Genomic DNA, 17,207 nt, shown 5'->3' with positions numbered 1-17,207 from the left:
GTTTGCAAATTTTTCCGTTCGCCCTGAGCCTGTCAAAGGGCTCGAACGGATCTTGGCCAGGGCCTAGACAGGCTCAGCCAGACCGGCGTCACGTCAAGCTTTTGCCTTGACGTAGCGGCCAGGGGCCGGCTCGATGGCGGCGTAGGTCTTGCCTTTGCCGTAGCTCTTGGGCGCGGCAATTTGCTTGCCCGCCTGTGGCTTGAGCCAGGCGGCCCAGTCGGTCCACCAGCTGCCTTTGTGCTCGGTCGCGCCGCCAATCCATTCGTTCACGTCGGCCGGGAACTTGGTGGCGTTGCTCACCCAGTGGCTGCGCTTGCCGGCCGCGGGTGGGTTGATCACGCCAGCAATGTGGCCGGACGCACCCATGACAAAGCGCTTCTTGCCCGGGAACACCTGGGTGCTGGCATAGGCGCCACCGATCGGCACGATATGGTCTTCGCGCGAGCCGTAGATATAAACCGGGATTTTGACTTGACGGAAGTCGATCTTTTCGCCACACACCTCGGTCTTGCCCGGCTTGACGAGGTTGTTTTCCAGGTAGGTCTGGCGCAGGTACCAAGCATAGTACGGGCCGGGCAGGTTGGTTGCGTCGGAGTTCCAGTACAACAGGTCAAACGGCGGTGGCGACTCGCCCTTCAGGTAGTTGCCCACCACGTAGTTCCACACCAGGTCGTTGGGGCGCAAAAAGCTGAAGGTGGTGGCCAGGTCGCGCCCGGGCATCAAACCGCCCTGGGCAAACTGCATCTCGCGCATCTTGACGAAGTTTTCGTCGATGAACACATCAAGAATGCCGGTGTCGGTGAAGTCGATCAGCGTGGTGAGGAAGGTGGCGCAATTCACCGGCTCTTCACCGCGCGCAGCCAGCACGGCCAGCGCGTTGCTGAGCATGGTGCCGCCCACGCAGAACCCCAGGGCATTGATGGTTTCAGCGCCGGTGATGTCTTGCGTGACGCCGATGGCTTTGATCACCGCGTCTTCGATGTAGTCGTCCCAGGTCTTGCCAGCCATTGACTCGTCGGGGTTGCGCCAGCTCACCACAAACGTGCGGTGGCCCTGCTCCACGCAGTAGCGAATCAGCGAGTTCGCAGGCTGCAAGTCCAGGATGTAGAACTTGTTGATGCAGGGCGGCACCAGCAAGAACGGACGCTCGTACACCTTGGCGGTGAGCGGCTTGTATTCGATCAGCTGGAACAGCTCGTTTTCGAACACCACGGCGCCTTCGGTGGTGGCCACGTTTTTGCCCACCTCAAACACGCTTTCGTCGGTCATGGACACATGGCCCTGCTTCATATCATGCAGCAGGTTGGCCACGCCCTTGGCGATGCTTTCGCCCTTGGTTTCGATGGCTTTCTTTTGCGCGTCGGCATTGAAGGCCAGGAAGTTGCTGGGCGCGCTGGCGTCGATCCACTGCTGCACCGCAAAGCGCACGCGGGTCTTGGTCTTGGCGTCGCCTTCCACCGCGTCGGCCATGGCCATCAGCGTGCGGGCGTTGAGCAAATAGGCGGCGGCGGAAAATGCGGCAACCGGGTTGCTGGCCCAGGCATCCGCAGAAAACCGGCGGTCGCTCACGGGCTTGACGTCCAGCCCCTGGTTCCACAGGCCCGCCACGTCCTTGAGGTACGTGTTTTGAATTTCCAGCATCTTGGCGGGATCAAAACTCACCTTGTGGCCAGCGGCCTTGGTAAACAAATCACCCATGCTCGCCATGCTGGGCATGCCTGCGCCGGGCATACCCGCGCCCAGGTTGGGCATGGCCATGGCAAAGGGGTTGGCTGCACCGCTTTGCGGCATAAAGGCCTTGAAAGCTGCAAACGGATCAGCGCCGCCCTGTGCGCCCGGCTGCGCAGCACCCGGAAACGCCTGTGCGGCCTGCGTCCATTGCGCAATGAGGTTCTTTTGAAATTCCTGCGCCGCTTCGTGCCAGGGCTGATCGGGTGATTTGCCAGATGTCATGCTTGTCTCCTGTGGTTTTGCCTGAGGCTTATTATCATTCCCTCTAGGGAGGAATTCCGGGTTTTCCCTAGTGTCCGTTTAACGGCTTCCAGCAAGCTGACAACCTGTCCGGGTATTCAAGGAACGCTGTGTATCTGGTGGTGATTGGTTGGATTTACGTGGTGCTCATGATGTCGGTGGCCGAGGCATCCAACAGCACAGGCTCCGTGCTAGGAGCCATTGTGACCTTTTTTCTCTACGGTTTGCTGCCTGTGATACTGGTGGTTTACCTGATGCGCACGCCGCAAAGACGCAAAGCCAACAAGGCACGCGAAGCCGCAGAACACCAGGCCAGCATGGCTGCTGGTGCGGCCCTGAGCGCGCAAACTGCTGAGCCGCCGCCTTCACACCAACCAGACGCAGGCAGCCATGCGCCCGGTGCTGCCGAGCCGGGCAGCGTCGCGGCGGTGCGAAAAGAACCGTAACGTCTGCGTGGCCGTGCACCAGTCAGCGGTGCCGTCATTGCCCGCCACCTGGGTGACGCCCATCGCTGCCAGGCGACCGCGCGCCAGTGCCGGCAGGTTGGCCAGGAACTTGCCACCGCCGACGGGCACGAAAGCTCGGTGCGCCGCTGGCTGCTGAGCCACGAACGCTTCGCGCACCTCGGGGCCGACTTCAAACGCTTCAGGTCCAATGCAAGGGCCCAACCAAGCCAACGTGTGCTGAGCCACGCTCGCGGGCGTGACTGCGGGGTCGGTGGCCTGAACCGCCGCCACCAAAGCCGCCATGGTGGTTTCCAGCACACCCTGCCCTGCCACCGGTGCGCCAGCCCCTGCCAGACCCCGCCAGCCTGCGTGGGCCGCCGCCACCACCGCGCCCGAGGCGTGGGCAAACAACACCGGCAAACAGTCGGCCACCATGATGGTGCAAACCACACCGGGCACGGTATTCAGGCAGGCGTCGGCCACGGTGCCGTTGGGCGTGTTCGCATCCAGCACCGCCACGGCCGTGCCGTGAACCTGCTGCAAAAACACCGGGCGCTGGCCTACGGCCTGAGCCAGTTGCGCCCGGTTGTGGGCCACGGCTGCGGGTTCGTCGCGCACGTGGTCGCCCAAGTTGAAGCTGTCAAACGGCGCCACCGACACCCCGCCCGAGCGGCTGGTGAACAAGGCACGCACCGAAGGCGGTGCAGGCCAGTCGGGAATGATCCCGTCCAAAGGCACCGCCATCAGGCTTCTGCGTCCGGACAGGCCGAAGGCTGCGCCTGCTGGAAGGCCGGCAACGCCATGCAGGCGTCGAAGGCGGCCATGGTGCGCGGCAGGCCATCGAAGTTGGTGTTGAAGCGCTGACCGTTGAAAATTTGTGGCACCAGGCAGCAGTCGGCCAGGGTGGGCGTGTCGCCGTAGCAATAGGTGCTGACGGGCCCTTGCGCCAGTTGGCGCTCAAACGATTCCAGCCCGGTGCGCACCCAATGGCGGTACCAGGTGTTTTTGGCGTCCTCGTCCACCTTCAGTTCTTTGCTCAGGTACTTCAACACCCGCAGGTTGTTGACCGGGTGAATCTCGCAGGCAATGGACTGCGCCAGCGCACGCACCCGCGCGCGGCCCAGCGCATCGGGCGGCACCAGGGCGGGCGTGGGGTGGGTCTCGTCCAGAAACTCGATGATCGCCATGGATTGCGACAGCCGCGTGCCGTCGTCCAGCTCCAGCACGGGCACCAGCTGGTCGGCCGCAATGTCGGCATACCCGACCTGCTTGTGCTCACCCTTGGCAAGGTGCACCGGCACGTAGTCATAAGGCAGACCCTTGAGCGCCAGCGCAATGCGCACACGAAACGAGGCCGAAGAGCGGAAGTAGTTGTAAAGCTTCATGGCGCATAGCGTATACCGGGCTGAGCCTGTCTGCACGACAATGAATTGCGAGGCAGGTCCCTTGACCGGATGCGCCCCAGGGCCCCAAGGGCGGCCCGTATTCCAAGGAGCAGCGCAACATGGAAGAACCCGACACCGCGCCCGACGCGCTCCCTTGGAGCGTAGCGCAGCTGCACGATCTGGTGCGCCGAACCCTGCAGGATCTGCACGCCGACGCGGCTCCATTGCAGATCACCATCCGGGACAGCAGTTCGCTCGACCGGGATCTGGGCTTTGACAGCCTGGGCCGCATGGAGTTGCTGCTGCGCATCGAGTCGGCCACCGGCGTAGCGCTGCCAGAAGACACGCTGGAGAAAGCAGAAACCGTGGGGGATCTGTGGCAGGCCTGGCAGGACGGGCGCGTGAATCCGGTCGCTTCGGGCAGGCCGGCAGTCATGAACGTGAGCACACCCGCCGCTTCGCCCAGCACCGTCGCAGCAAGCCCCGCAGCGCCCTCGTGGGACCAGGCCCAAACGCTGCTGGAGGTGATGGACGCCCATCTAGCGGACCATCCGGACCAGGTGCAAATTGTTTACCTGGCCGACCAGACCGAAACCCCCATCAGATACCGGCAGTTGCACGACACATCGGCCGCACTGGCGGCCGGTTTGCAGCGGGCCGGGCTGGAGCCGGGCCAGGCGGTGGCCATCATGCTGCCGACTTCGCCGGCCTACTTTTTCACCTACCTGGGCATCTTGCGTGCGGGCGGTATTCCGGTGCCGATCTACCCGCCGGCACGACCGTCGCAGCTCGAAGTCCATGTGAGCCGCCACACCGGCATCCTCGCCAACGCGCGGGCTGTTTTGCTGGTGAGCGTGCCCGAAGCGATGCAGGTGGCGCGCCTGCTCCAGGCCCGGGTGCCGGGCCTGCGGGCGGTGCACACACCCGAGGACCTGATCGCTGCAGGCCAGGGGCAAGCGCCGGCCGCGGTGGCGGTCCGGGCGGACGACGTCGCCTTCATCCAGTACACGTCGGGCAGCACCGGGCAACCCAAGGGCGTGGCACTCACTCACGCCAACCTGCTGGCCAACATCCGCGCCATGGCCACGGCGATCGAAGCCACGCCCCAGGATGTGTTTGTCAGCTGGCTGCCGCTGTACCACGACATGGGCCTGATCGGCGCCTGGCTCGGGAGTTTCACCGTGGGCTTCCGCTTGGTGGTGATGTCGCCACTGGCTTTTTTGGGTCGCCCCAGGCGCTGGCTGGAAGCCATCTCAAACCACGGCGGCACGCTGTCGGCCGGCCCCAACTTCGCCTACGAGCTGTGCCTGAACCGGATCGACGATGCCGCACTGGCTGGGCTCGACCTGAGCCGCTGGCGGCTGGCCTTCAACGGGGCCGAGGCGGTGAGCCCGGACACGGTCGAGCGCTTTGCTCAGCGTTTTGCGGCCTGCGGGCTGCGCCCCACGGCCATGACACCGGTGTACGGGCTGGCCGAAGCCTCGGTGGGCCTGCTGTTTCCGCCGCTGGACCGGGGCCCGCGCATCGACGCCATCGACCGCGACACCTTTGAGTCGGAGCGACGCGCGGTGCCGAGCCAACACGCCTCGGCGCTGCGTTTCGTGGCCTGCGGGCGGGTGCTGCCCGGGCACAGCATCCGCATCGTTGACGACGCGGGTCAGGTGGTGCCCGAGCGGGTCGAGGGCCGGCTGGAGTTTTGCGGGCCTTCGGCCACCGCTGGCTACTGGCACGCGCCAGCGCTCACGGCGCGCCTGTTCACCGACGACCTGGGCGAATGGCTGGACACCGGTGACCGGGCTTACCAGGCCGAAGGCGATGTCTTCGTGACCGGCCGGGTCAAGGACATCGTGATCCGGGGTGGCCGCAACCTGTACCCACAAGAAATCGAGGCCGCGGTGGGCGAAGTCCAAGGTGTGCGCAAGGGCTGTGTCGCGGTGTTCGGCCAGCGCGATGCCAGCAGCGGCACCGAGCGTCTCGTGGTGCTGGCCGAGGTGAGCCCGCGAGAGGCGCGGGACAAGGCCGCCTTGCGCGAAGCGGTTTCGCGCGCGGTGGTCGAAGCCATCGGGGAACCAGCCGACGACATACTGCTGGTCCCGCCGCACACCGTGCTCAAGACCTCCAGCGGCAAGGTGCGGCGTTCGGCTTGCCGCTCGCTGGTGGAACGAGGCGGGCTGAACGCGGCGGGCAGCAGCGTTCGGGCGCAGTGGCTGCGGCTGGCCCGTGGTGCGCTGGCGCTTCGGTTGCGCCATGGTTTGCGGCGTCTCTGGGACGTTTGGTTTGGTGTTCGCGCCCAACTGCTGTTTTGGCTGATGGTGCCCGCTGCCTGGCTGGTCACTGTGCTGCTGCCAAGCCGGGCATCGGCCTGGCGTTTCTGCCACCGGGCGGCACGCCTGCTGCTGCGCCTAGCCGGCGCGAAACCCACCGTGCAGGGGCTGGAACACCTGCCCGCCGATGCCCGCTTCGTGCTGGTGAGCAACCACGCGAGCTACCTGGACGGCCTGTTGCTGGTGGCCGCCCTGGACCGGCCGGTGGCTTTTGTGGCCAAGCGGGAGCTTGAAGAGCAGCGGGTGGCTGGGCGTTTCCTCCGGCGCCTCGGTGCGGCCTTCGTCGAGCGTTTCGACCCGCGTCGCAGCGTGGCCGACGCGCAGCGCATGGCCGACGTGGTGCAGGCTGGCCATGCGCTGATGGTGTTCCCCGAGGGCACCTTTGTGGCCGCACCTGGGCTTATGCCGTTCCGACTCGGCGGCTTTCTGGCGGCGGCGCACGCCAGGGTGCCGGTGATTCCGGTGACGTTGGGCGGCACCCGGCAACTGCTCGGCGCGGGGCGCTGGTGGCCACGCCCAGCCGCCCTGTCGGTGCACATCGGCAGCCCGCTGGCTGCGGCGCCGGAATTGGAGCCCTTTGCCGCAGCGGTGCAGTTGCGCGACCGTGCCCGCCGCGCGATCGCCCGCAGGCTGGCGACAACCGAAGTCTGAAAAAACGGGCCGGGGTGCGTCAGCCGGGCTGCGATGAGCCCTTGCCGTTGGCCGCCACCGCTGCCGCCAGACCGCGCTGCACATTGACCAGGGTGAGCAGCGCCAGACCGGCCACAAAAAACAGACCGGTGGAGGCAATCGCCAGGCGGTGGTTGCCATCGGTCAGCCAGGTGACCAGGCCGTAGGTCATGGGGCCGAGGATGGCCGACAAGCGCACCGCAAAGGTCCACAGGCCAAAGAACTCGGCGCGGCGCCGTTCGGGCGCCAGCACACCTGCCAACGCGCGGCCCGCTGACTGGCTGCTGCCCATGCACAAGCCGGCGATCACAGCGGCCACCCAGAACAGCCCCGGGCCAGTGGCCATGGCCGCCAGCGCGACCATCACGACCCAGCCAAGCAGGGTGACGGCCAGGGCCGGCCGGTGGCCGATGGTGTCTTGCACATAGCCCCAGGCAAAGGCACCAACGGCCGCCGCGATGTTGACCAGGAAGATCAGCATCATGGTCTCGGTCTGCTGGAAACCCAGAACCTGCTGCGCATAGACGGCTGCCAGCGCAATCACCACAGAAATACCCGCCTGATAAGCCACTGCACAGGCCAGCAGCGCGCTGAAGTCCTGAAAGGAGCGCGCCTCACGCCAGGTGCGCTTGAGCCGCGCCAAAGAAGCACGCAGTCCTGCATCTTGCGTTGGCATGGCTTGGGGAAGCGCATGTTCTTTGAGCAAGGCAAAAGTGACCAGCGCTGAGAGCCCGAAAACGCCAGCGGTGATCAGCATGGTCACCGGTACGAAGTGCGAAGCCGGCAGGCCCTGCCCCTGCGCCCACAGCACATACCCGAGGCTCAGGCCCAAGGTGAGCATGCCACCGAAGTAACCGAAGCTCCAGCCCCAGCCCGACACCCTGCCCATGCGGTCTTCGCGGGCCAGCTCGGGCAAGAACGCCGCGATCAGCGATTCGCCGTAGCTGTAAAACACGTTGGACAAAACAATGGCCACCAGCGCCCAGGCCACGTCACCCGGCCCTGCCCCGGCCAGCGCGGCGGTGCCCACCACGCAGCCCAGCGTGCTCAGCATCAGCAGCCGCTTCTTGGCGGCACGCAGGTCGGCGTAGGCGCCCAGGGCGGGCATGGTGAGCATCACGATCAAACTGGACACGGCCAGCGCGCTGGTCCAGGCCAGCGTGGCCCACGCCTCACCACCCGCGATGCCGCCGACAAAGTAGGCGCTGAACACCGCCGTCAACACCACGGTGGTGTAACCCGAGTTGGCGAAGTCGTACATGGCCCAGCCAAACACTTCGCGCTTGCGCACGCCAGGTTTGAGGGCGCTCTGGAGGAACAGGGGCATGACGGGGTCCATCAACGTGCACGGCGTGCACCCGGGCGCCAGTGTAGAACCTGAGCGGGTCCTTTTTCAGGCTGAGGTGCCTGGCCCGCTCAGGTAACCCTGTATGCCGGCCAGGGTGAACAGCTTCGGATAGTCGCTCTCGGGAATGTTGACCCCACTGCCCTGGCTCAGGCCGATGATGAAATTCAGGAAATCCATGGAGTCCAGGTCCAGCGCTTCCCGCAAGTCTTCGTGCTCACCTACGCTGGACAAATCCGCTTCGGGGGCGATACCGGCCAACACGTTGGCCGCCAGTGCTGGGATGTCGGAGGCGTGCATGGATCGTTCTTCCGGAGGTCAAAGGCTTTGTGGAGATTGCAAGGCCCGGTGGATCGCGATCAACAACTGACCGCCCAGGTGGCCGTCGCTTGCGCGGTGGTCGGCCGCCAGGCTGGCGCTGACCAGCAGGCGGGGCTGCACTTGCCCGCCCACCACCCAGGGTTTGGACAGCACGCGCCCGAAACCGACGATGGCCACCTGCGGCGGGTAAATGACACCCCACACGCTTTCGGCACCTCGGTCACCCAGGCTGGAGATGGTGATGGTCGGGTCGGTGAGCTCAGAGCTGCGCAGCCCGCCGGCCCGCGCGCGCTGCACCAGATCGCGCAGCGCAACCATGAGCTCAGGCAGGGTTTTTCGATCCGCGTGGTGAATGGCCGGCGCCACCAGACCACCACCGCGCAGCGCGATCGCCCAGCCCACGTGGATGCCCTCGCCGGGCCGAAACTGCCCGTTCTCAAAGAAACCGTTGAGCTGGGGCACCTCGCGCAAAGCCAGCGCCGTGGCCTTGAGCAGCAGCACCGCGCTGAGCAGCCGGTCCTGCGGCAGGCGGTCGCGGTTCCAGCCGTCGAGCCAGGTCTGCGCCTCGGCGAAGTCCAGGGTTTCGGCCAGGTAGTAGTGCGGAATCTCGCGCTTGGACCGGCCCATCGCCGCCGCGATCGCCTGTCGCATCTGGGCAGCGTCGAAGCCACTGGGCTTCAGCCGCGGCGGGGCCGCGGGCTGCGGCGCGGACGCAGCACGTTCCACATCAGCCAGCGTGACCGCACCATCGGTACCGGTGCCGCGCAAAGCGTCCGGCTGCAGGCCCAGCGCCTGCGCACGGCGGCGCGCGGCGGGGCTGACCAGCGCGCGCCGTGGCGCGGCCAAGGGCCCGGCCTGCATGGTGAGCGCCGGAGCTGCAACGGCCGGTGGTGACACCGGCGCTACCATTTCAGTTGGCGCGACCGGTGCGACCGCAGCCGCACCGGCTTCACCGGCCACCGCCACCCGCGCCAGCACCGCACCCACCGGCAGGCTCACGCCCAGCGGCGCCAGGTCGCCGATCACCCCGTCCAGGAAACACTCCACATCAATAGCGCCCTTGTGCGTCTCGACCACCGCCACCACATCGCCCGGCTTCACGCGCGCACCGGGGGGCACCAGCCACTGCACCACGGTGCCGGTTTCCATGTCGGCACCCAGTGCGGGCATCAGAAAGTCGGCCACGTGCCCTACCCCACTTTCACCAGGCTGCGCGCCGCGGCGACGATGTCGGCCACCTGCGGCAGGCTGGCGGCTTCCATGTGTTCGGCGTAAGGCACCGGCACCTCGCGGGCGCACACGCGGCGCACCGGCGCGTCCAGTTCGTAGAGCGCGTCTTCAGCGATCCGGGCGGCAATTTCGGCCGAAATGGAACCGCTCTTCCAGCCCTCGTCCACGACCACGCAGCGGTGCGTGCGGCCGACGGATTCGAGAACGGTGGCCCTATCCAGCGGGCGCAGCAACCGCAGGTCGATCACCTCGGCATCGATGCCTTTGGTTGCCAGGCTGGCCGCCGCCGCCAGGCATTTGGGCAGGCTGTTGCCATAGGTCACCAGGCTCACATCCTTGCCCGCGCGTCGCACGCACGCATGTTCAATGTCCACTGACGTGACGGCCGGGTCCAGTTCGCCCTCGGCGTTGTAGAGCACGATGTGTTCAAAGATCAGCACCGGGTTGGGGTCGGCCAGCGCGGCGGCCAGCATGTGGCGTGCGTCTTGCACCGTGGCGGGTACCAGCACCTTGAGCCCGGGGATGTGGGCGTACCAGCCCTCCAGGCTGTGCGAATGCTGCGCCGCCAGCTGCCGCCCGGCACCCGTGGCCATGCGGATCACCAGCGGCACCGCAAACTGCCCGCCCGACATGTGCGCAAGGGTGGCGGCGTTGTTCATGATCTGGTCCAGTGCCAGCAGGCTGAAATTGCAGGTCATGATCTCGACGATGGGCCGCAGCCCGGCCAGCGCAGCGCCCACGCCGGCGCCCACAAAGCCCACTTCGGCCAGCGGTGTGTCCACGATGCGTTCGGGGCCGAATTCCTCCAGCAAGCCCTTGGTCACGGCGTAACAGCCGCCGTATTTGCCCACGTCCTCACCCATCACAAAGCAGCGCGGGTCGGCCAGCAACGCGTCGCGAACCGCCTGCTTACAAGCTTCGCGGTAGGTCATGCGGATCGGTGGGCTGCTCATGGTGTCGTCTCCTGCACCACCGAATCCATGAGCACGAAGCGCTCCAGCTGGTCCACCGGCTCCAGCGTACCGGCCTCGGCAAAGGCCACCGCAGCGTGAATCTCGGCCTGGACCTCGGCATCCATCGCCCCAGACGCGTCGGCGCTGAGCAGGTGGTTGTCGGTCATCCAGTCGCGCAGGCGGGTGATGGGGTCGCGTTGTTTCCAGTCGTCCACCTCCTCGCGGGTGCGGTAGGCCTGGGTGTCGAACATCGAGTGCGCGCGGAAGCGGTAGGTGCGGCATTCCAGAAAATACGGGCCCAGGCCGGTGCGCACATGCTCAACGGCACGGCGCGCGGCCGCGGCCATCTGCACCGGGTCCATCGCATCCACCTGGGCTGCGGCCATGCGGTAGGCGTCGGCTTTGCGGTAGATCTCGGTTTGCGACTCCGAATCGGCCAGCGGCACGCCCATGGCGTAGCGGTTGTTTTCGCAGACGAACAGCACCGGCAGTTTCCAGATGGCCGCCAGGTTCATGCTCTCGTGAAAGGCTCCTTCGGCCACCGCGCCTTCACCAAAAAAACAGGCCGTCACCGCGCCGGGGCGCAGCCGTTTGTCGGCCATGGCGATGCCCACGGCCAGCGGCAGACCGCCGCCCACAATGGCATTGCCGCCGTAAAAACGGTGCTCGCGGCTGAACAGGTGCATGGAGCCACCACGTCCGCGGCAACAGCCTTCCACCTTGCCCAGCATCTCGGCCAAGAGCGGCGCCATGGGCACACCGCGCGCCAACGCATGGCCGTGTTCGCGGTAGGTGGCCAGCACCGCGTCGCGTGGCTCCAGCGCGTCCATCACGCCGACCGCGATCGACTCTTCGCCGTCGTACAGGTGCAGGAAGCCGCGAATTTTTTGCGCCTGATATAGCTCGACGCACTTGGCCTCAAAGCGGCGGATGCGCAGCATCGCGCGGAGCAGGTGGTGCAGGTGCGCACGGTCAAGGTGGAGCTTGTCGGTCATGGCGTGGCCTCAGTCATCAGCGGGCTTGCCGCCGGGCCGACCCCAGGCAGGACCAGCCCCCCAGGGGGGCAGCGACCCGCGGAGCGGCGGAGCGTGGGGACTCTCATTTTTCATCGCTTTCCAGCGTAGACAAATCGCCCTCGGGCAAGCCCAGCTCACGCGCCTTGAGCAGGCGGCGCATGATCTTGCCGCTGCGGGTTTTGGGCAGGTTGTCGCGAAAGTCGATCTGCTTGGGTGCCACCGCAGCGCCCAGGCGCTTGCGCGCATGGCCCAGCAGCTCGCGGCGCAGGGGCTCACCGGCTTCATAGCCCGGCTTGAGCGCCACAAAGGCCTTCACCACCTCGCCGGCCATCGGGTCGGGCAGGCCAATGACGCCGGCTTCGGCCACCGCCGGGTGCTCCATCAGCGCGCTTTCCACCTCGAACGGCCCGATCAGGTGCCCGGACGACTTGATCACGTCGTCAGCCCGGCCCACAAACCAGTAATAACCGTCGGCGTCGCGGTGCGCCAGGTCACCGGTCAGGTACCAGCCATCGACGAAGCACTTGCGGTAGCGCTCGTCCTCGTGCAGGTAGCCGCGCATCATGGACGGCCAGGGCGTCTTGAGCACCAGCTCGCCGTCCACATCGGGTTCTTCAATGGGCTCCAAGTGACCGCCCTCCAGACGGCGTACCACCGCGGCGGTGATGCCGGGCAAGGGCTTGCCCATGGAGCCGGGCTTGATGTCCATGGCCGCGTAGTTCGACACCATGATGCCGCCGGTTTCGGTCTGCCACCAGTTGTCGTGAAACGGGAGGCCAAACGCCTCCTGACCCCAGACCACGGCCTCGGGGTTGAGTGGCTCGCCCACGCTGGCCATGAAGCGCAGCGCCGACAGGTCAAACCCCTTCAAGGCCTCGGCACCCAGCTTCATCATCATGCGGATGGCCGTGGGCGCGGTGTACCAGACGGTGACGCGCTCACTCTGCAACACGCCGTACCAGGTCTGGGCGTCGAACTCGGCTTCCACCACCACGTTGGTCACGCCACACACCAGCGGCGCCAAAATGCCGTAGCTCGTTCCCGTGACCCAGCCCGGGTCGGCGGTGCACCAGAACACATCGTCGTCGTGCAGGTCCAGCGCATAGCGCCCTGTGACCGCGTGCGCCAGCACCGCCGCGTGAGCGTGTTCCACCCCCTTGGGCCGCCCGGTGGTGCCGCTGGTGAAATGCAGCAAGGCGGTGGACTCGGGGTCGGTGGGCGCGATGGTGTAGCGGGTGGAGGCCGACGCCACCAGCGCGCCCCAGGGGTGCACACCCGGCTCATCGGCCGGCACCGCTCCCACCACCACCACATGCCGCAGGCCGGGCAGGCGCTCGCGCAGGTCGCGCACCTTGCGCTGGTACAGCTCGGGCGTGGTCACCAGCACCCGCGCGTCGCCCATGTGAGCGCGGGTGGCAATGGGCTCCGGGCCAAAAGCCGAAAACAGCGGCGAGACCACGCAGCGTGCCTTGAGCGCACCCAGCACCGCCACATACAGCTCAGGCAAGCGGCCCATGAGCACAAACACCCGCTCGCCGGGTTTCACACCCAGGCCTTCCAGCGCGTTGGCAAACTGGTTGCTGGCGCGGGCCAGCTCGGTGTAGTTCAGCGACAGGCGCTCGCCGTTTTTTCCCAGCCAGCGAATGGCTGTTTTGTGGCCTCGACCGTGCATCACATGCCGGTCCACCGCTTCGTAGGCCATGTTCAGCCCGGCCCCATCGGGCAGCCCGCCCAGCAGGGCAGCCGCTTGCACCCAGCTGAACTGCGCCACCGTGGCGTCATAGTCCAGCATGTGGGGTGGCGGGTGGCTTGGCGCGGCTTTTTGAATGCGGGTGTATTCCATGGTCTGGGGCCGTGTCGGATGTTCAGATGGATAGAGCCGGTGAGTGGCCTGATGCGCTCATTCGCGTTCTGCGGGCGCAGCGCCTGGCGCCTGCGCGGTAGCTGCGCCCTTGTCCAGCAGCCGCCCCAGCAGGTCCATGGGCAGCGGAAACACGATGGTCGAAGCGCGGTCGCCGGCCACCTGCGTCATGGTCTGCAGGTAGCGCAGCTGCATGGCCTCGGGCTGGCGGGCCAGCATCTGGGCCGCTTCCAACAACGACACCGCCGCCTGTTTTTCGCCCTCGGCGTGGATCACTTTGGCGCGCCGTTCACGCTCGGCCTCGGCCTGGCGGGCAATAGCGCGCACCATCGACTCATTCAAGTCGATGTGCTTGATCTCCACGTTGGTCACCTTGATGCCCCAGGCATCGGTCTGGGCGTCCAGAATCTGCTGCACGTCCAGGTTGAGCCGCTCGCGCTCGGACAGCATTTCGTCCAGCTCGTGCTTGCCCAGCACCACCCGCAAGGTGGTCTGGGCCAGCTGGCTAGTGGCCTGCAGGTAGTCCTCCACCTGAATGATGGCCTTGGCCGGGTCCATCACGCGAAAGAACACCACCGCGTTGACCTTGACCGACACGTTGTCGCGCGAAATCACGTCTTGCGGCTCCACGTCCATGGTCACCACCCGCAGGTCCACCCGCACCATTTGCTGCAGCCCGGGAATGACGATCACCAGCCCCGGCCCCTTGACCTTCCAGAACCGGCCCAGCTGAAACACCACGCCGCGCTGGTATTCGCGCAGCACGCGAAACGACGAGGCCAGCAGCGCGATGGCCAGCGGCAGCAAAAACACGCCCAGGCCGAGATTGAGATCAAAGAACATCACAAGGTCTCCTTCATCGTTTGTTGATCGGCATCGCCCTTGCGCCCCACAGGTTGCACGTCCAGCACCAGACCCTTGAGCGCCAGCACACGCACCCGCTGGCCGGTGTGCAGGCGCGCGTCAGACCGCACCTGCCAGCGCTCCCCATGCACCCTTGCCCAGGCCTGCCCATGCGCCACCTCCAGCACCTCGCCCTGGGCGCCCACCAAGTCCTCGGCACCGCTCACCACCGGCGCACGCCGCGCACGCAGCGCCATGCCACCGCCCAGCAGCACGGCAGCCGCCGCACTGAGCGCCACACCAAAAATGAGCGGCAAGGGCACCCCCATGCCGGGCACATCGCGGTCAAACAGCAGCAGGCCGCCAGCCACAAAAGCCACCACACCGCCCACGCCCAGCACACCAAAAGCTGGGGTGAGCAACTCGGCGGCCAGCAGCGCAAAGCCCAACACAATCAGCGCCAGCGCGGCGTAATTCACCGGCAGCAGTTGCAACGCAAACAGCGCCAGCAGCAAACAAATGGCGCCCACGGTGCCGGGCACGCCAAAGCCGGGGGACGAAAATTCGAACATCAGGCCGTACACCCCCACCATCAGCAAGATCAGCGCAAAACTCGGGTTGGCGATGACGCTGAGCAAGCGGTGGCGCCCGTCGGGCGGTTGCACCTCAAACGCCAGGCCGTGCGTGCCCAGGCGCAGTTCACCCTGGGCGGTGCGCACCGTGCGGCCATCAATTTGCGCCAGCAGGTCGGGCACGTCGCGGGCCACCACGTCCACCACCCGCTCGCTCAAAGCCTCGGCTGCTGTGAGGCTCACGGCCTCGCGCACCGCACGCTCTGCCCACACCGCATTGCGGCCGTGGCGCTCGGCCAGCCCGCGAATGAAGGCCGCTGCGTCGTTCACCTGCTTGGCCGCCATGGCGTTCACCGGGGCTGCGGGCGGCGTGGTGGGCTCACCGCTGGGCGCAGAGCTGGGTGCACCTTGGGGTGGCTGCGGCAGCCCGGGCAAGCCCATGGCCACCGGCGTGGCGGCGCCCAGCGTGGTGGCCGGTGCCATGGCCGCAATGTGACTGGCATACAGCAGGTAAGTGCCTGCGCTGGCCGCGCGCGCGCCCGACGGGCTGACATACGTGGCCACCGGCACGGGCGAGGCCAAAATCGCCTGCACGAGCTGGCGCATGGCCGTGTCCAGACCGCCCGGCGTGTCCAGCTCCAGCACCACCAGCGGGGCGCCTTGCCGGTGTACGCGCTGCAGGCCGCGCAACACATAGTCGGCGCTGGCAGGGCCAATGGCATCGTGCACGGTGAGCACCACCACCGGTGCCGCAGGGCCAGTCGCTGGGGCAGCACGCGCACCCCAGCCCACCACCAGCAGACCCACCGCGAGCAGCCAGGCGGCCCAATAAGCGGACCACAACGCGCCGCCTGCAGCGCCATTGCGCGCCCGCTCCGGGAGCGCAACGGGCCCGAAGCCGGTCAGCCCATCAACCCCACCAAGCCCGCCACGGTTCCACGGCATCGCACCCTCCAGCTGGGAAGCGCACCACACCAGCCTGCGGGCTGGCACCTGCGCCACCTTGAACGGGCATGTTGGCCGGGTGCGGTGGGATCGGGCTTGAGTGGGCTCAAGCGAAAGCGCTAAATGCACAAGCGCAGACACGAAAAAAAAGCGGCGGGCCGTGAAGCCCGCCGCTGCAAGGGTTGCCTGCTTAGGCGCTCAAGCGCTCAGGCGCTCAAGCGGTCAGCGCCGGGTAGTCGGTGTAGCCGGCTGCACCGCCGCCGTAAAAGGTGGCGCGGTCGGGCGTGTTGAACGGGCCACCCTGACGCAAGCGGGCCACCAGGTCCGGGTTGGCAATGAAGGGTTTGCCAAAGGCCACCAGGTCGGCGCCGTCGGCCAGGGCTTGCTGGGCCAGGGCCAGGTCGTAGCCGTTGTTCACCATCCAGGCGCCCTGCCCGCCCGCGCTGCGGTAGGTTGCGCGCAAGGCCGCGTAGTCAAAGGGGCGGTCTGCCAACTCACGCGGGCCGCCCGTGGCGCCTTCAATCAGGTGCAAATACGCCAGGCCCAAAGGAGCCAACTGGCGCACCACATGGTCAAACAGCGGCTGCGGATCGGCATCCACCACGTCGTTGGCGGGTGTCACCGGCGACAGGCGGATGCCGGTGCGGCCACCGCCAATGGCACCCGCCACGGCCTGCACCACTTCCAGCAACAGGCGTGCTCGGTTTTCAACGCTGCCGCCATAGGCGTCGGTGCGCTGGTTGCTGCCGGTCTTCAAAAACTGGTCCAGCAAATAGCCGTTGGCGGCGTGTATTTCGACGCCGTCAAACCCGGCTTCGATGGCGGCCAGCGCAGCGCGGCGGTAGTCGTCCACGATGCCGGGCAGCTCGTCCAGCGCCAGCGCGCGCGGCTCTGAGGTGTCCACAAAGGTGGGCACACCGTCCACGATGAGCACGGTTTTGGTGTTCGCGCGAATGGCCGAGGGCGCCACGGGCGCGCCCTGGAGGGGCTGCAAACTGGTGTGCGACACCCGGCCCACATGCCAGAGCTGCGTCACGATCTTGCCGCCTGCGGCGTGCACCGCGTCGGTCACCTGCCGCCAGCCGGCCACCTGCTCGGGGGCATACAGCCCCGGCACATCGGCATAACCCTGGCCCTGGTGGCTGACGGGTGTGGCCTCGGTGATGAGCAAGCCTGCCGTGGCGCGCTGGCTGTAGTAAGTGGCCATGAGCGGCGTGGGCACAGCGCCCGGGGCGCGGTTGCGCGTGAGCGGCGCCATGACGATGCGGTTGGCCAGCTGCAGGCTGCCGGCGGTGAACGGGGAAAACAGGGCGTTGTCAGACATGC

General features: G+C 66.8%; 13 protein-coding genes. 1 reads left to right on the top strand and 12 read right to left on the bottom strand.

Annotated features, from left to right (window positions below):
* Nucleotides 1–93 precede the first annotated feature (93 nt).
* From phaC to maiA, 3 genes are all read right to left on the bottom strand, one after another.
* Nucleotides 94–1,953: a class I poly(R)-hydroxyalkanoic acid synthase gene (phaC, locus tag AC4QBL_RS05450; protein WP_472899027.1), complete on the bottom strand. Its 1,860-nt coding sequence runs from the start codon at nt 1,951–1,953 to the stop codon at nt 94–96.
* Nucleotides 1,954–2,336: 383 nt separating this feature from the next.
* The gene (gene pgeF, locus AC4QBL_RS05445) at nt 2,337–3,161 is read right to left on the bottom strand and encodes a peptidoglycan editing factor PgeF (RefSeq protein WP_472906444.1); all 825 of its coding nucleotides are present in this window, start codon (nt 3,159–3,161) and stop codon (nt 2,337–2,339) included.
* The gene (gene maiA / locus AC4QBL_RS05440; RefSeq protein ID WP_472906445.1) at nt 3,161–3,802 is read right to left on the bottom strand and encodes a maleylacetoacetate isomerase; all 642 of its coding nucleotides are present in this window, start codon (nt 3,800–3,802) and stop codon (nt 3,161–3,163) included. Before maiA ends, pgeF begins: the two co-directional genes overlap by 1 nt.
* Nucleotides 3,803–3,921: 119 nt before the next feature.
* Here maiA and AC4QBL_RS05435 point away from each other — a divergent pair, with 119 nt between their 5' ends.
* Nucleotides 3,922–6,777, top strand: coding sequence for an AMP-binding protein (locus tag AC4QBL_RS05435; protein ID WP_472906446.1), 2,856 nt, complete (start codon nt 3,922–3,924; stop codon nt 6,775–6,777).
* A gap of 19 nt (nt 6,778–6,796) precedes the next feature.
* Here AC4QBL_RS05435 and AC4QBL_RS05430 read toward each other — a convergent pair whose 3' ends face one another.
* The 9 genes from AC4QBL_RS05430 to AC4QBL_RS05390 form a co-directional block, all read right to left on the bottom strand.
* Nucleotides 6,797–8,122, bottom strand: a complete 1,326-nt coding sequence (locus tag AC4QBL_RS05430; protein ID WP_472906447.1) for an MFS transporter — start codon at nt 8,120–8,122, stop codon at nt 6,797–6,799.
* A gap of 66 nt (nt 8,123–8,188) precedes the next feature.
* Nucleotides 8,189–8,440: an acyl carrier protein gene (locus tag AC4QBL_RS05425; RefSeq protein ID WP_472899022.1), complete on the bottom strand. Its 252-nt coding sequence runs from the start codon at nt 8,438–8,440 to the stop codon at nt 8,189–8,191.
* A gap of 18 nt (nt 8,441–8,458) precedes the next feature.
* Entirely contained in the window at nt 8,459–9,646 is a 1,188-nt protein-coding gene (locus AC4QBL_RS05420) for a dihydrolipoamide acetyltransferase family protein (protein WP_472906448.1), read from the bottom strand.
* 5 nt (nt 9,647–9,651) lie between these two features.
* Complete coding sequence (locus AC4QBL_RS05415) at nt 9,652–10,644, bottom strand: alpha-ketoacid dehydrogenase subunit beta (protein WP_472906449.1); 993 nt, start codon at nt 10,642–10,644, stop codon at nt 9,652–9,654.
* Nucleotides 10,641–11,639 (bottom strand): pyruvate dehydrogenase (acetyl-transferring) E1 component subunit alpha, encoded by a 999-nt coding sequence (gene pdhA, locus AC4QBL_RS05410; protein ID WP_472906450.1) that lies wholly within the window; start codon nt 11,637–11,639, stop codon nt 10,641–10,643. The genes AC4QBL_RS05415 and pdhA overlap by 4 nt, the downstream gene beginning before the upstream one ends.
* 103 nt (nt 11,640–11,742) lie before the next feature.
* Entirely contained in the window at nt 11,743–13,503 is a 1,761-nt protein-coding gene (gene acsA, locus AC4QBL_RS05405; protein ID WP_472906451.1) for an acetate--CoA ligase, read from the bottom strand.
* Between the two features lie 57 nt (nt 13,504–13,560).
* Entirely contained in the window at nt 13,561–14,364 is an 804-nt protein-coding gene (locus AC4QBL_RS05400) for a slipin family protein (protein WP_472899017.1), read from the bottom strand.
* Nucleotides 14,364–15,881: an NfeD family protein gene (locus AC4QBL_RS05395; protein ID WP_492131635.1), complete on the bottom strand. Its 1,518-nt coding sequence runs from the start codon at nt 15,879–15,881 to the stop codon at nt 14,364–14,366. The genes AC4QBL_RS05400 and AC4QBL_RS05395 overlap by 1 nt, the downstream gene beginning before the upstream one ends.
* A gap of 214 nt (nt 15,882–16,095) precedes the next feature.
* Complete coding sequence (locus AC4QBL_RS05390; protein ID WP_472906453.1) at nt 16,096–17,205, bottom strand: alkene reductase; 1,110 nt, start codon at nt 17,203–17,205, stop codon at nt 16,096–16,098.
* Between the last annotated feature and the right edge of the window lie 2 nt (nt 17,206–17,207).

The organism is Hydrogenophaga sp. L99 (assembly GCF_058731905.1).
This window is presented reverse-complemented; position numbering and strand designations above follow the sequence as displayed.